This window comes from Streptomyces sp. NPDC085524 (genome assembly GCF_044541755.1).
In the GTDB taxonomy this organism is placed as follows: domain Bacteria; phylum Actinomycetota; class Actinomycetes; order Streptomycetales; family Streptomycetaceae; genus Streptomyces.
On record NZ_JBITTH010000026.1, the window covers coordinates 93133 to 105430 of the forward strand.

Consider the following 12298-nt stretch of genomic DNA (forward strand, 5'->3'; position numbering starts at 1 on the left):
ATCCGGCACCCGTGGGCGCACCTGTTCGGGGTAGGCTCCCGGGGGTCGAAAGGAGTGACCTGCGATGACGACGCCCGCGAACAACGGACCGCACGGTGGGGCGAACCAGCCCGAGGACGACGATCCGTTCGGCTATCTCTACGCGGACGGCCAGGCCGCCGGAGCCACCCCGCCCGGTCAGGCCGGCGGATACGGCTACCCGGGACCCGCGGGTGGTCCTTCCGGCGTGCAGCCGGGTGTTCCCCGTACCTCCCACCACCAGGTGCGCACGGTCGGCGAGCGCAGGAACGGCGGCCAGCGCGGCCAGGTGCCCGCGCAGCCGGGCTACCAGGCCCAGTACCAGGCCCCGGAGGCGCTCCAGGCGGGCGGCTACGGCGTTCCGCCGCAGCAGCAGCCCCCGCAGCACCAGACGCAGACGATGTCGCACTCCGGCGGTCACGGCGGCGGTGGCGGCTCCAGCCGCCGCGGTCTGCTGATCGCGGCCGTCGCGGTGGTGGCCACCGTCGCGATCGGCATCGGCGCGGCCGTGGTCTTCTCCCCGAAGGACAAGGACAAGAAGGGGAAGGGCGAGGCGAACGGCGGCCAGCAGTCCGCGGCCCCGCAGACCCCGTCGAGTGCGCCCGCGACGGCCTCGCAGGCGCCGGAGGCCCCGCTACCGAAGGCCGACTTCGCGGGCGCCGGCATGTCCCTCACCGGCGGTGCGCGCCTGAACAGCGCCGTTCCGGGCGCCAAGAGCGCGGGCGGCCAGTACGTGGACGGCCTGAACACGCCCGGCGCCGCGGCGACGTGGACGCTGGACGTGCCCAAGGCCGGTTCGTACAAGCTGAAGATGACCTACGGGGTGCCGGGCAAGGACGCCAACACCACGCTGACCCTCAACGGCGAGGTGCAGACCCGGCCGGTCAACATGAAGAACTTCTCGAAGGCCGCCGAGGGCGACTGGGCCAAGGGCTGGACCAACACGTACTCGCTCGTCGACCTCAAGAAGGGCCAGAACGTCATCAAGATCTCGTGCGAGGCCGGCAACCAGTGCGACGTCGTGCTCGACCAGCTGTGGCTCGAGCAGGGCTGACCCGGCCGGCCTCCTGGGCTTCCTAGGCCTCCGTGACCTTCACCGACCCCCGTACCTCCTCGTAGGTGCGGGGGTCGAACTCTCCCGCCACCGGCGCGAGCACCGTGGCCGCCGACAGGGCCACCGCGCGGGTCAGGCGTTCCGGCCAGTCCAGGCCCTCCACCAGCGCGGACAGCAGCCCGGCGACCACGGAGTCGCCGGCCCCCGTGGGGTTGCCGGCCAGCGGGCGGGGCGGGGCCGCCTGCCAGGTGCCCGCGGCGGTGGTGGCCAGCAGGCCGGCCGGGCCCAGCGAGGTGACCACCGCGTGCGCGCCCCGGCGGCGGGCGTCGCGGGTGGCCGGCAGCGGGTCGCGGGAGCCGGTGAGCTCCGCCAGCTCGGCGGCGTTCGGCTTGATGATCTCCGGGCGGGCGGCGACCCCGCGGCGCAGGGCCTCCCCGCTGGTGTCCAGCAGGACGGGCACCCCGGCCGCGCGGGCCTGCCGCACGAGCACCGCGTACGCGCCCACGGGGACGCCCGGCGGGAGGCTGCCGCACAGGGCGACCGCCCGGGCGCCGGCCAGGAGCTCCTCGTACCGGGCCAGGAACTGCGACCACTCCGCCGGAGTGACCTGCGGGCCGGGCTCGTTGAACTGGGTGGTGTCGCCGGAGGCCTCGTCCACGACGGCCAGCGTGCGGCGGGTGGTGTCCGCGCAGGGCACGAGGGCGTCGGCCACCCCGGGGGCCCCGGCCGCCAGCAACTCCCGTACGACGGCGCCCACCGGGCCGCCCGCGAAGCCCGTGGCGGTCACCTCGTGGCCGAGCGCGGCCAGCACCCGGGCGACGTTGATCCCCTTGCCGCCGGGGCGTTCGGTTACGGCCGTGACCCGGTGTGAGGCGTGCGGCAGCAACCGCGGTACGCGGTAGGTCACATCGAGCGCGGTGTTGAGCGTCACGGTCAGGATCATCTGGGCACCCCCGGGTCTGTTGCTGCCGGGATCATGCCAAACGGAAGGCGGTCGGCCCAGTTCTCGGGGCCGACCGCCTTGATCCGTACAGCCGCTTGGCCGTCAGGGCGCTGTTCAGGACACCGGATTGACGACCCATTCGCCGCGCCGCATGACGCCCTTGAGGTCGAAGGACGCGTCCAGGACGACCAGGTCCGCGTACTTGCCGGGCTCCAGCGAGCCGATCTCGTCGTACAGGCCGATCAGCTTGGCCGGGTTGGCGGAGATCGCCTGCACCACGGATTCCACCGGCAGCTTGTCGAGGGTGACCGAGCGCTTGAAGGCGGTGTCCAGGGTCAGCGTGGAGCCGGCGATGGAGCCGCCCTCCACGAGCCGCGCCACGCCCTCCTTGACCTCGACCTCCAGCGGGCCCAGGTGGTAGGTGCCGTCGCCGAAGCCGGCCGCGTCCATCGCGTCCGTGATCAGCGCCACCCGGTGCGCGCCCGCGTGGTGGAAGGCCAGCTCCAGCATGGCCCGGTGCAGGTGGACGCCGTCGTTGATCAGCTCCACGGTGACCCGCTCGTCCTCCAGCAGCGCGGCGATCGGGCCCGGGGCGCGGTGCTCCATGCCGGGCATCGCGTTGTACAGGTGCGTGGCGACGGTCGCGCCCGCCTCGATGGCCTGGCGGGTCTGGTCGTACGTGGAGTCCGTGTGGCCGATCGCGGCGATGACCCCGTGCTCGGCCAGCAGCCGTACGGAGTCCAGGCCGCCCGGCAGTTCGGTGGCGAGGGTGAACATGCGGGCCGTGCCGTGCGCGGCGTCGACGAGCTTGCGGACCTCGGCCGGGTCGGGGTCGCGCAGCAGCTCCTCCTTGTGCGCGCCCTTGCGGCAGGCGTTGATGAACGGGCCCTCGAAGTGGACGCCCGCGATCTCGCCCTGCTGGGTGAGCTCGGCGAGCAGCCCCGCGCGCCGGGCCAGCTCGTCGAGCTCCCCGGTGACGGTGGAGGCGACCAGGGTGGTCGTGCCGTGCTCGCGGTGGGTCCGCACGCCCCGGAGGACCTCTTCGGCGGTGCCGGAGGTGAAGGAGGCGCCGCCGCCGCCGTGGTTGTGCATGTCCACGAAGCCGGGGACGATCCAGTGCCCGGACAGGTCGACGGCCTGCGTGTCCTCGTGCGCGCTCCCGGCGATCCGGTCGCCCTCGACGATGACGCGGCCGCCCGCCACGATGCCGGTGGGCAGCACCACCCTGGCGCCGGAAAGGACTGTGCTGCGTGCGCTTCCGGACATCAGGCCGGTACCTCCGTGGCGAGTAGGTCCCAGGCGAGCAGCCCTGCGCCCAGGCATCCGGCGGTGTCCCCGAGGGCCGCCGGGACGATGTGGGGCAGCCGCTGGAACGTCACGCGCTCCTCCACTGCCTTCCGTAGTGGTGTGAACAAGGTTTCCCCCGCCTCCGCGAGCCCGCCACCGATGATCAGCGTGCGCGGGTCCAGCAGGGTGATCGCGGTGACCAGCCCGTCGGCGAGCGCGCCGACGGCGCCGTGCCACACCTCGCGGGCGCGGGCGTCGCCGGACTCGACGGCCTTGGCGCAGTCCGCTGCGTCGGCGTCGGGGTCGCCGGAGGCGGCCGCCCAGGCGCGGCTGACGGCGGAGGCGGAGGCGAGGGTCTCCAGGCAGCCGTACTGGCCGCAGCCGCATGCGGGGCCGCCGGGGCGCACCACGATGTGGCCGATCTCGCCCGCGTAGCCGTGGGCGCCGGCCTCGATGCGGCCGGCGATGCCGATGGCCCCGGCGATGCCGGTGCCGAGCGGTACGAACAGGAAGCGGTCGGCGCCGCGGCCCGCGCCGATGCGGCCTTCGGCGAGTCCGCCCGTGCGGACGTCGTGGCCGAGGGCGACGGGGATGCCGCCGAGGCGCCGGCCGAGCAGCTCGCGCATCGGTACGTCGCGCCAGCCCAGGTTCGCCGCGTAGACGGCGATCCCGTTCTCGCCGTCGACGATGCCGGGCACGGCGACTCCGGCGGCCGAGGCGGGTTCCCCGAAGCGCTCCCTGCCGGTGTCGAGGAGCTCGGCGGCGAAGTCCTGGATCGTCTCGACGACGGCTTCGGGGCCCCGCTCGCGGCCGGTGGCGCGGCGGGCCTCGTGCAGCAGGGTGCCGTCGGCGGCGACCAGGGCGGCCTTCATCCCGGTGCCGCCCACATCGAGGGCGATGACGTGTTTCACGGGTTTCACAGGGACAGTCTCGCGTGCTCGGCGGGGAAAGGTCTAGTCCAGTGAGAGGGATTGTTGAGTGGCCATACAAATCCGGGACCCGGGGTGGGGGGTGGGTGTGAGGGAGCCGCCAAAGTGGTGTAGACCTTACGTGGATCGTACGTACGACAAAGGGAGTGGATCGAGAACCGTGAAGGGCCGTTTTCTGAGCCTGGCCGCATCCGGCGCCGCGCTGTGCCTGACCGCCGTGACGCTGACGGCCTGCGGAGCCGTCGGGGGACTCACCGGGGACAACGAGGTGACCCTGCGGGTCGTGGCGGCCGACTACGGGGACAATCCGCAGAACTCCTCGGCGGCCTACTGGAAGGACCTCGCCGCCGGCTTCGAGAAGGCCAACCCGGGCGTGCACGTCGAGGTCAGCGTCTACTCCTGGTCGGAGGTCGACGCCAAGGTCGCCGCCATGGTCAAGGCCGGCAAGGCCCCCGACATCGCCCAGATCGGCGCCTACGCCGACTACGCGGCCGCCGGAAAGCTCTACAAGGCCGACGAGCTGCTCTCCGTGCGCACCGAGGCAGACTTCCTCGCGCCCCTCGCCGACGCGGGCAAGGTCAAGCGCGTCCAGTACGGGATGCCCTTCGTCTCCAGTACCCGGCTGCTCTTCTACAACGAGAAGCTGCTGGCGGACGCGGGCGTCGTCGGGAAGGACGCGAAGCCCGGGTCCTGGCAGCCGAAGAACTGGGCCGACCTGGAAGCGGCGGCCAAGAAGCTCAAGGCCGCGGGCGTCCCCACCCCCTTCGCGGTGCCGCTGGGCCGCGAGGAGGCGCAGGCCGAGACGATGATGTGGACCCTGGCGGGCGGTGGCGGCTACACCGACAACGAAGAGGCGTACGCCATCGACTCCCCGGACAACATCAAGACCCTGGAGTTCCTCCGGGACAAGCTGGTCGGCCAGGGCCTCACCGGCTCCGTCGAACCGGGCAAGGTCGACCGGCAGGCCGCCTTCGACGCCTTCACGCGCGGCGAGGTCGGCATGCTCAACGGACACCCGACGCTGCTGAAGCAGGCCGCCGCCAAGGGCGTGAAGTTCGGGATGGTGCCGCTGCCGACGGCGGACGGGTCCGACCCCCAGGCGATGGGCGTCGCCGACTGGGTCATGGCCTTCAAGAACGGGCACCGCAAGGAGTCCGGCGCGTTCCTGGACTACCTGTACGAGCCGCAGAACGTGACGGCCTTCACCGCCAAGTACGACCTGCTGCCCGCCACCACGAGCGGCTACCGGGCCGTGGAATCCGGTACGGGCGGCGCCGCGCCACAGCTGAAGACCTTCCTGACCGCACTGCCGAACGCGAAGCTGTACCCCGTCGGCAAGAAGTCCTGGGCGGGCGTCAGCGAGGACATCAAGGAGAAGATCGGCACCGCCGTGCAGCCGGGCGGACAGCCGGCGAAGGTGCTGGAGGAGATCGCGACGGCGGCGCGGTCGGCCGACGCCCACTGAGGGCGGGCCGGGCCGGGTGTCGGTGGGCGGCGTTAATCTGGCCGTATGACGGACGAGGGGCAGTTGACGGCCACCGAGGCCGCGGTGCTCGCGTACGAAGGCCGGACCTGGCCCGGGCCCGGGGTCAAGGAGCGGGCCATACGGGAAGGGCTCGGCATGACGCCGGTCCGGTACTACCAGCTGCTCAACACCCTCATGGACGACCCGCGCGCCCTCGCCCACGCCCCGGGCACGGTGAACCGGCTGCGGCGCATCCGTGAGGCGCAGCGGGCGCGGCGGTAGCGGGGGCGCGGTGTCCCGGCCCCGTAGCCGGGGCCCGGCTGGGCCATTAGGGTCATCCGTATGGGGAGCACTCCGCACCACCACCTGCCGATGCCCGTCACCGCAGCCGGACGCGAGGGACTCGAAGCCCTGCTCCGCGCACCCCGCCGTTCCGTGGTCGCCCTCGACTTCGACGGCACCCTCGCCGAGATAGTCCCGGACCCGGACCAGGCCCGCGCCCACCCCCTGGCCGTCCCGGCCCTCTCCGCACTCGCCCCCGAGGTCGACTCGGTCGCCGTCATCACCGGCCGGCCGGCGGGCGTCGCCGTGCGGTACGGGGGCTTCGCGGGGGTCACCGGGCTGGAGCACCTCGTCGTCCTGGGCCACTACGGCGCCGAGCGCTGGGACGCCGTCACCGGCATAGTCCACGCCCCCGCCGAACACCCCGGGGTGGCGGCCGTACGGGCCGAGCTGCCGGGCTTCCTGGACTCCATCGGGGCCTGGCGCGGCACCTGGATCGAGGAGAAGGGCCGGGCCCTGGCGGTGCACACCCGGCGGGCCGCCGACCCCGCGGCCGCCTTCGCGGCCCTGCGCGAGCCGCTGGCGGAGCTGGCGGCGCGGCACGGGCTGATGGTGGAGCCGGGGCGTGCGGTCCTGGAGCTGCGGCCCCCGGGGATGGACAAGGGCGTCGCCCTGACGGAGTTCCTCGCGGAGCGGTCCGCGGAGGCGGTGCTGTACGCGGGCGACGACCTGGGGGACCTGGCGGCGTACTCGGCGGTCGAGAAGCGGCGCGCGGACGGGCTGCCGGGGCTGCTGGTGGCCAGCGGCTCGGCGGAGGTGCCGGAGCTGGCCGCGCGGGCCGACCTGGTCCTCCCCGGACCGGGTGCCGTGGCGGCCTTCCTGGCCGAGCTGGCCGGGGCCGTTCGCGCGTAGCCGGGCCCCGCTGCGCGGAGCTGCTCCCCGCCCCGCCCTTCCTCCTTTCCCCCGGGCCGCCCCGGACCCCGCTCCTCAAACGCCGGAGGGGCTGGTTTGCCTCCGGCGGCGCCTCAAACGCCGGCGAGGCTGGATTTGCCAACTCCAGCCCCTCCGGCGTTTGAGGAGCGGGTCTGGGCGGAGCCCAGGGTGCCGCGCAGCGGCATTTTCAGGGGCGCCGCCCCGCACGGGTCAGTCGCGGAGGCCGGCCAGTTGGGCCGCGAACCACTGGGCCGGCGGGAGCGCCACGGCAGCGGCGGCGAGCCGTTTGGTGCGGTCCGCGCGTTCCGCCGCCGGCATGGCGAGAGCCGTGTGCAGCGCGGCGGCCGTCTCCGAGACGTCGTACGGGTTCACCGTCAGCGCGTCGCGGCGGAGCTCCTCGTACGCCCCCGCCCCGGTGGACAGCACCAGCGCGCAGCCGGCCTCCGACACCACCGGGATCTCCTTCGCCACCAGGTTCATGCCGTCCCGCACCGGGTTCACCAGCGCCACGTCGGCCATCCGGTACGCCGCCAGGGAGCGTGCGAAGTCGTCCTCGACCGATACGAGCACCGGCTGCCAGTCCGGCGTGCCGAACTCCGCGTTGATGTCCGCCGCCAGCTCCGCCACCGACGCCGTGTACGCCCGGTAGACCTCCAGGTCCTGCCGCGACGGGTACGCGGACGCCAGATGGACCACCCGGCCCCGCCACTCGGGGTGGGTCGTGAGCAGCTCCCGGTAGGCCAGCAGGCCGCGCAGGATGTTCTTCGACAGTTCGGTGCGGTCCACCCGGACGATCGTCATCCGGTCGCCGACCTCCGCGCGCAGGCCCGCCAGTTTGCCGTCCACCTCCGGCCGGTGCGCGAGCGCCCGCAGGTCGTCACCGTCCACGCCGAGGGGGTACACGTCCACGTCCGTGAACCGGTTCGACGAGCCCGCCTTCCGGTGCTGGACCCCGCGGTGCCGGCCCCCGTGGCGCCGGTCGCCGCCCGGCAGGGCGCCCCACGCGAGGCCGATCGCGTCGTCCGTCTCGGCGCCGCTGATGAAGGCCGAGGCCCAGGCCCAGGTGTGGAAGCCGAGCCGGTCCGCCCCGAGCATTCCCCAGATCAGCTCCGAGCGGACGTCGTCCGGCAGCATGTCCAGGAACTCCGGCGAGGCCCACGGCGTGTGCGTGAAGTGCGCGATGCGCAGGTCCGGCCGCAGCTCCCGCAACTGCCCCGGGACCAGGGCCAGGTGGTAGTCCTGGACCAGCACGCACGCCCCCTCGGCGGCCTCCTCGGCGAGGGCGGCCGCGAAGGCGCGGTTGTAGGCGGTGTACGAGGCCCAGCGGCGGCGGAACTCCGCGTCGAAGGCGGGCTCGCGCGGCACGTCGTACAGGTGGTGGTGGGTGAACCACAGCACCGAGTTCGCGATGCCGTTGTACGCGTCGTCGTAGACGGCGGGGTCGATGTCGAGCATCCGGACCCCGGGCTCCGAGACCCCTCGCCGGACCGCCTCGCGGTCCGCCTCCGACAGGGCCGCGCAGATCCACAGCGCCTCCGGCTGCTCCGCGAGGGCCGCGGAGAGGCCGGAGACGAGACCGCCCCCGCCGCGCCGGGCACCGAGCGTGCCGTCGGCGGCGAGGGCGTAGGAGAGCGGGCCGCGGTTCGCCGCGACGAGTACCTGAGAAGCCATGCGGCACACCTAGCCCGGCCGGGTCCCCCTCAAACCATGCGAAACCTCACGCCACGCGACGCACGGCGTACTCCTTGACGCCCAGCATCGGCGGCCGCTCCTCGGTGTCCACGGGGTGCGTGTGCGGTACGAAGCCCTCCGGTCCGCGCTCGAACTGCGTGAGCTCCGGACGTACGAGGTGCCCGCGCGACAGCCGGACCAGGGCCGTGCGGTAGATCGCCGCGGCCATCCGGCCCAGCGCCTGCCCGTCCTGGTGGCGGTGCAGCCGTACGCCCACGTCCACCTGGGCCAGCGCGTCCAGCCCGACCGTGTGCAGCGCGTCCACCAGCAGGCCCAGCTCGACGCCGTACCCGACGGGGAACGGCAGCCGCTCCAGCAGGGAGCGGCGCACGGCGTACTCGCCGCCCAGCGGCTGCACGAAACCGGCCAGCTGCGGCCAGTGCAGGTTCAGGAGGGGGCGGGCCACCAGCTCCGTGACCCGGCCGCCCTGACCCGATGTCTTGCCGGAGACGAGCCCGTCGAACTCTGTGCCGAGCGGGCGGTCGTACATCGCCTTGACGAACTGCACGTCCGGGTCGGTCAGCAGCGGCCCGACGATCCCGGAGACGAAGGTCGCCGAGAAGTCCCGCAGGTCGGCGTCGACGAAGCAGACGACGTCCCCGGTGGTCGCCAGCAGCGAGCGCCACAGCACCTCGCCCTTGCCGGGCAGGGCCGGGATCCGCGGCAGTATCCCGTCGCGGTGCACCACCCGGGCGCCGGCCTTCGCGGCTACCTCGGCCGTCCGGTCGGTGGAGCCCGAGTCGATCACCACCAGTTCGTCGACCAGCGGGACCGGCAGCCCCTCGATCAGCTCGCGCCGGATCACCTCCACGATCGACCCGACCGTCGGCTCCTCGTCGAGCGCGGGCAGGACCACGCTGACCGTGGTGCCCGTCGCCCGTTTCCGGTCGAGCAGCTGGTCGAGCGGTCGGTCGGCGGCTGACCAGGAGCGGGCTGCCAGCCAGCGCTCCACCTCTTCCAGCACCCTCAGCACTCCCTGCGTTTCGGCGTTATGGTGCGATATGTGATCCATCTCGCGGTTCGGACAGCCATCTCAGCCGCCCGGACCTTCGGTTACAGTCTTGAACAACGCGAAGGACCACCGCATGCCGGGGGTCCCCGCGTACAAACGCACCGGCGCGCCACAGAGCGCGTGTGCCGGTGCCATACCGCTCATCCAGAGGGGCAGAGGGACACGGCCCGTTGAAGCCCCGGCAACCCTCCAGTCGGTTCTCGCGATGCGATACGCATCCCGCGGGGTCCCCGGCTAGGGAAGGTGCCAATTCCGTCTCATGGCGAAGTGCGCCATGGGGAAGATGAGGAGAAAGGGCCTCGCCATCATGGCTGCACAGACTGTCGCCACCTCTGTTGACCTCGGACCTGCCAACGGTCTTTCCTGTCGCGAGTGCGGCACCCGCTTCGAGCTCGGCCCCATCTTCGCGTGCGCCGAGTGCTTCGGACCGCTCGAGGTCGCCTACGACCTTCCCGCCGGTACTGGTTCGTCCGAAGACGTGGAAGCCCTGCGCGCCGCGATCGAGGCCGGCCCGAACAACATCTGGCGCTACGCCCCGCTGCTGCCCGTCCCCGCGGACGTGGCCTCCAAGCCCAGCCTGAACCCCGGCTTCACCAAGCTCGTGGACGCGGCCAACCTGGCCAAGGAGCTCGGCGTCACCGGCAAGCTCTACGTCAAGGACGACTCCGGCAACCCGACGCACTCCTTCAAGGACCGCGTCGTGGCCATCGCCGTCGAGGCGGCCCGCGCGTTCGGCTTCACCACGCTCTCCTGCTCCTCCACCGGCAACCTGGCCGGCGCCGTCGGCGCCGCGGCCGCCCGCGCCGGCTTCCGCTCCTGCGTGTTCATCCCGCACGACCTGGAGCAGGGCAAGGTCGTCATGGCCGGTGTCTACGGTGGCGACCTCGTCGGCATCGAGGGCAACTACGACGACGTCAACCGCTTCTGCTCCGAGCTCATCGGCGACCCGCTGGGCGAGGGCTGGGGCTTCGTCAACGTCAACCTGCGCCCGTACTACGGCGAGGGCTCCAAGACGCTGGCGTACGAGATCTGCGAGCAGCTCGGCTGGCAGCTGCCCGACCAGATCGTCATCCCGATCGCGTCCGGCTCGCAGCTGACGAAGATCGACAAGGGTCTGCAGGAGCTGATCAAGCTCGGCCTCGTCGAGGACAAGCCGTACAAGATCTTCGGCGCCCAGGCCGAGGGCTGCTCCCCGGTGTCGGCCGCCTTCAAGGCCGGCCACGACGTGGTCCGCCCGCAGAAGCCGAACACCATCGCCAAGTCGCTGGCGATCGGCAACCCGGCCGACGGCCCGTACGTCCTGGACATCGCCCGCCGCACCGGCGGTGCGGTCGAGGACGTCAACGACGAGCAGGTCGTCGAGGCCATCAAGATCCTCGCGCAGTCCGAGGGCATCTTCGCCGAGACCGCGGGCGGCGTGACCGTCGGCGTCACGAAGAAGCTCATCGAGAACGGGCTGCTCGACCCGACGCTGACCACCGTGATCCTCAACACCGGTGACGGCCTCAAGACCCTGGAGGCGGTGGCCGCGGACAGCGGCCAGACCGCCACCATCCGCCCGAGCCTGGACGCGTTCCGCGCCGCCGGCCTGGCCTGACCACCCCCTACGCACTACCGGAAAGGCAGTGTCGCCATGAGCGTCAACGTCCGCATCCCCACCATCCTGCGCACCTACACCGGCGGCGCCGCCGAGGTGACGGCCGAGGGTGCGACCCTGGCCGAGGTCATCGAGTCGCTGGAGAAGAACCACCCCGGCATCGGCGCGCGCGTCCTGGACGACCAGGGCAAGCTCCGCCGCTTCGTGAACGTCTACGTGAACGACGACGACGTGCGCTTCGAGGGCGGGCTGGAGGCGGCGACGCCGGACGGCGCCGGCGTCTCGATCATCCCGGCCGTCGCGGGCGGCTGCTGACCGGACGCCCACGGGCTTCCGACAGGATCTCCATAAATTGAATTGCCCCCTCCGCTGGAAGCGGAGGGGGCAATTCTGCTTGATTGGGCACGGTAGAGTTGGGGAAGTCCCCTCCGCTGTTCTTGCCCGGTGCATATGAACGGGTCGCGTGAGGGTCGACATCTGGTCAATGTGCGGGTGCGGTTTGGGGCTTTGGCGGGATATGTCAGGCCCGAGTTGCCCTGGAATATGTCAAATTTTCACTTCATTTCAATGTATCTGGGTGTCCAGATTTCTCGTCGGATTGACCTGTTGCAGACAGCATCGGCGCAGATACATTCAGCCTCGGTCGACGCGTTCCGACGCAAGTGATGACCCGGTAACGCGAAGTGCGTTCCCGCGCAAGGGCCAGTAATAGGGGAGTTAGGCATGGCTCAGGGCACCGTCAAGTGGTTCAACGCGGAGAAGGGCTACGGCTTCATCGCGGTCGACGGTGGTGCGGATGTGTTCGTCCACTACAGCGCCATCCAGATGGACGGATACCGCACCCTTGAAGAGGGTCAGCGGGTCGAGTTCGAGATCTCGCAGGGCCAGAAGGGTCCGCAGGCGGACATGGTCAAGCTCGCACTCGGCTGAGTCCCGGAGCGATCGACCACCGACGCGACACGTACGCGCGCACCCGCGTACGCGCAGACACAACGAGGGGCCTGCATCCGAGGAGGGATGCGGGCCCCTCGTGCGTTTGCCGTACGT

Annotated in this window: 12 protein-coding genes and 1 riboswitch; of the genes, 7 read left to right on the forward strand and 5 right to left on the reverse strand. The window is 72.0% G+C overall.

The features are described from left to right. Positions 1-64 precede the first annotated feature (64 nt). On the forward strand, positions 65-1072 hold the full coding sequence (locus ACIGFK_RS32460) for a CBM35 domain-containing protein (protein WP_400054650.1): 1008 nt from the start codon (positions 65-67) through the stop codon (positions 1070-1072). 22 nt (positions 1073-1094) lie between these two features. Here the strand turns inward: ACIGFK_RS32460 and ACIGFK_RS32465 are convergent, their stop codons facing one another. The 3 genes from ACIGFK_RS32465 to ACIGFK_RS32475 all read right to left on the reverse strand — a co-directional run bounded on the left by ACIGFK_RS32465 (position 1095) and on the right by ACIGFK_RS32475 (position 4213). Beyond that, positions 1095-2015 (reverse strand): 1-phosphofructokinase family hexose kinase, encoded by a 921-nt coding sequence (locus ACIGFK_RS32465; RefSeq protein WP_376658590.1) that lies wholly within the window; start codon positions 2013-2015, stop codon positions 1095-1097. 114 nt (positions 2016-2129) lie between these two features. Further along, entirely contained in the window at positions 2130-3281 is a 1152-nt protein-coding gene (gene nagA, locus ACIGFK_RS32470) for an N-acetylglucosamine-6-phosphate deacetylase (RefSeq protein ID WP_376658591.1), read from the reverse strand. Beyond that, on the reverse strand, positions 3281-4213 hold the full coding sequence (locus ACIGFK_RS32475) for an ROK family protein (protein WP_376658596.1): 933 nt from the start codon (positions 4211-4213) through the stop codon (positions 3281-3283). Before ACIGFK_RS32475 ends, nagA begins: the two co-directional genes overlap by 1 nt. 178 nt (positions 4214-4391) lie before the next feature. On the opposite strand from ACIGFK_RS32475, the gene ACIGFK_RS32480 reads away from it, so the two are divergent. Genes ACIGFK_RS32480 through otsB form a run of 3 tightly spaced genes read left to right on the forward strand, consistent with a single transcriptional unit; the run spans position 4392 to position 6890 of the window. Continuing rightward, the gene (locus tag ACIGFK_RS32480) at positions 4392-5696 is read left to right on the forward strand and encodes an extracellular solute-binding protein (protein ID WP_386471734.1); all 1305 of its coding nucleotides are present in this window, start codon (positions 4392-4394) and stop codon (positions 5694-5696) included. Between the two features lie 45 nt (positions 5697-5741). Then, positions 5742-5978: a DUF3263 domain-containing protein gene (locus ACIGFK_RS32485; protein WP_376658593.1), complete on the forward strand. Its 237-nt coding sequence runs from the start codon at positions 5742-5744 to the stop codon at positions 5976-5978. Positions 5979-6038: 60 nt separating this feature from the next. After that, on the forward strand, positions 6039-6890 hold the full coding sequence (gene otsB, locus ACIGFK_RS32490) for a trehalose-phosphatase (RefSeq protein ID WP_376658594.1): 852 nt from the start codon (positions 6039-6041) through the stop codon (positions 6888-6890). 231 nt (positions 6891-7121) lie between these two features. On the opposite strand, the gene ACIGFK_RS32495 is transcribed toward otsB, so the two are convergent. Then, entirely contained in the window at positions 7122-8582 is a 1461-nt protein-coding gene (locus tag ACIGFK_RS32495) for a trehalose-6-phosphate synthase (RefSeq protein ID WP_376661402.1), read from the reverse strand. A 46-nt stretch (positions 8583-8628) separates the two neighbouring features. Further along, positions 8629-9606 carry a glucosyl-3-phosphoglycerate synthase gene (locus ACIGFK_RS32500; protein ID WP_400054654.1) on the reverse strand — a complete coding sequence of 326 codons (978 nt, stop codon included), beginning with the start codon at positions 9604-9606 and terminating at the stop codon, positions 8629-8631. A 185-nt stretch (positions 9607-9791) separates the two neighbouring features. After that, positions 9792-9944: riboswitch (SAM riboswitch) on the forward strand. On the opposite strand from ACIGFK_RS32500, the gene thrC reads away from it, so the two are divergent. From thrC to ACIGFK_RS32515, 3 genes are all read left to right on the forward strand, one after another. Beyond that, positions 9938-11251: a threonine synthase gene (gene thrC, locus ACIGFK_RS32505; RefSeq protein WP_376661400.1), complete on the forward strand. Its 1314-nt coding sequence runs from the start codon at positions 9938-9940 to the stop codon at positions 11249-11251. Its footprint overlaps the riboswitch before it by 7 nt. 36 nt (positions 11252-11287) lie before the next feature. Beyond that, positions 11288-11566, forward strand: coding sequence for a MoaD/ThiS family protein (locus ACIGFK_RS32510; RefSeq protein WP_376661399.1), 279 nt, complete (start codon positions 11288-11290; stop codon positions 11564-11566). Between the two features lie 408 nt (positions 11567-11974). Then, positions 11975-12181: a cold-shock protein gene (locus ACIGFK_RS32515; RefSeq protein WP_030009783.1), complete on the forward strand. Its 207-nt coding sequence runs from the start codon at positions 11975-11977 to the stop codon at positions 12179-12181. Positions 12182-12298: the final 117 nt, after the last annotated feature.

What these genes read in the sequence shown, in the direction of transcription:
- ACIGFK_RS32460 (WP_400054650.1), top strand. Translation starts at nt 65, where the DNA reads ATGACGACGCCCGCGAACAACGGACCGCACGGTGGGGCGAACCAGCCC.
- ACIGFK_RS32465 (WP_376658590.1), bottom strand. Translation starts at nt 2,015, where the DNA reads ATGATCCTGACCGTGACGCTCAACACCGCGCTCGATGTGACCTACCGC.
- nagA (WP_376658591.1), bottom strand. Translation starts at nt 3,281, where the DNA reads ATGTCCGGAAGCGCACGCAGCACAGTCCTTTCCGGCGCCAGGGTGGTG.
- ACIGFK_RS32485 (WP_376658593.1), top strand. Translation starts at nt 5,742, where the DNA reads ATGACGGACGAGGGGCAGTTGACGGCCACCGAGGCCGCGGTGCTCGCG.
- otsB (WP_376658594.1), top strand. Translation starts at nt 6,039, where the DNA reads ATGGGGAGCACTCCGCACCACCACCTGCCGATGCCCGTCACCGCAGCC.
- ACIGFK_RS32495 (WP_376661402.1), bottom strand. Translation starts at nt 8,582, where the DNA reads ATGGCTTCTCAGGTACTCGTCGCGGCGAACCGCGGCCCGCTCTCCTAC.
- thrC (WP_376661400.1), top strand. Translation starts at nt 9,938, where the DNA reads ATGAGGAGAAAGGGCCTCGCCATCATGGCTGCACAGACTGTCGCCACC.
- ACIGFK_RS32510 (WP_376661399.1), top strand. Translation starts at nt 11,288, where the DNA reads ATGAGCGTCAACGTCCGCATCCCCACCATCCTGCGCACCTACACCGGC.
- ACIGFK_RS32515 (WP_030009783.1), top strand. Translation starts at nt 11,975, where the DNA reads ATGGCTCAGGGCACCGTCAAGTGGTTCAACGCGGAGAAGGGCTACGGC.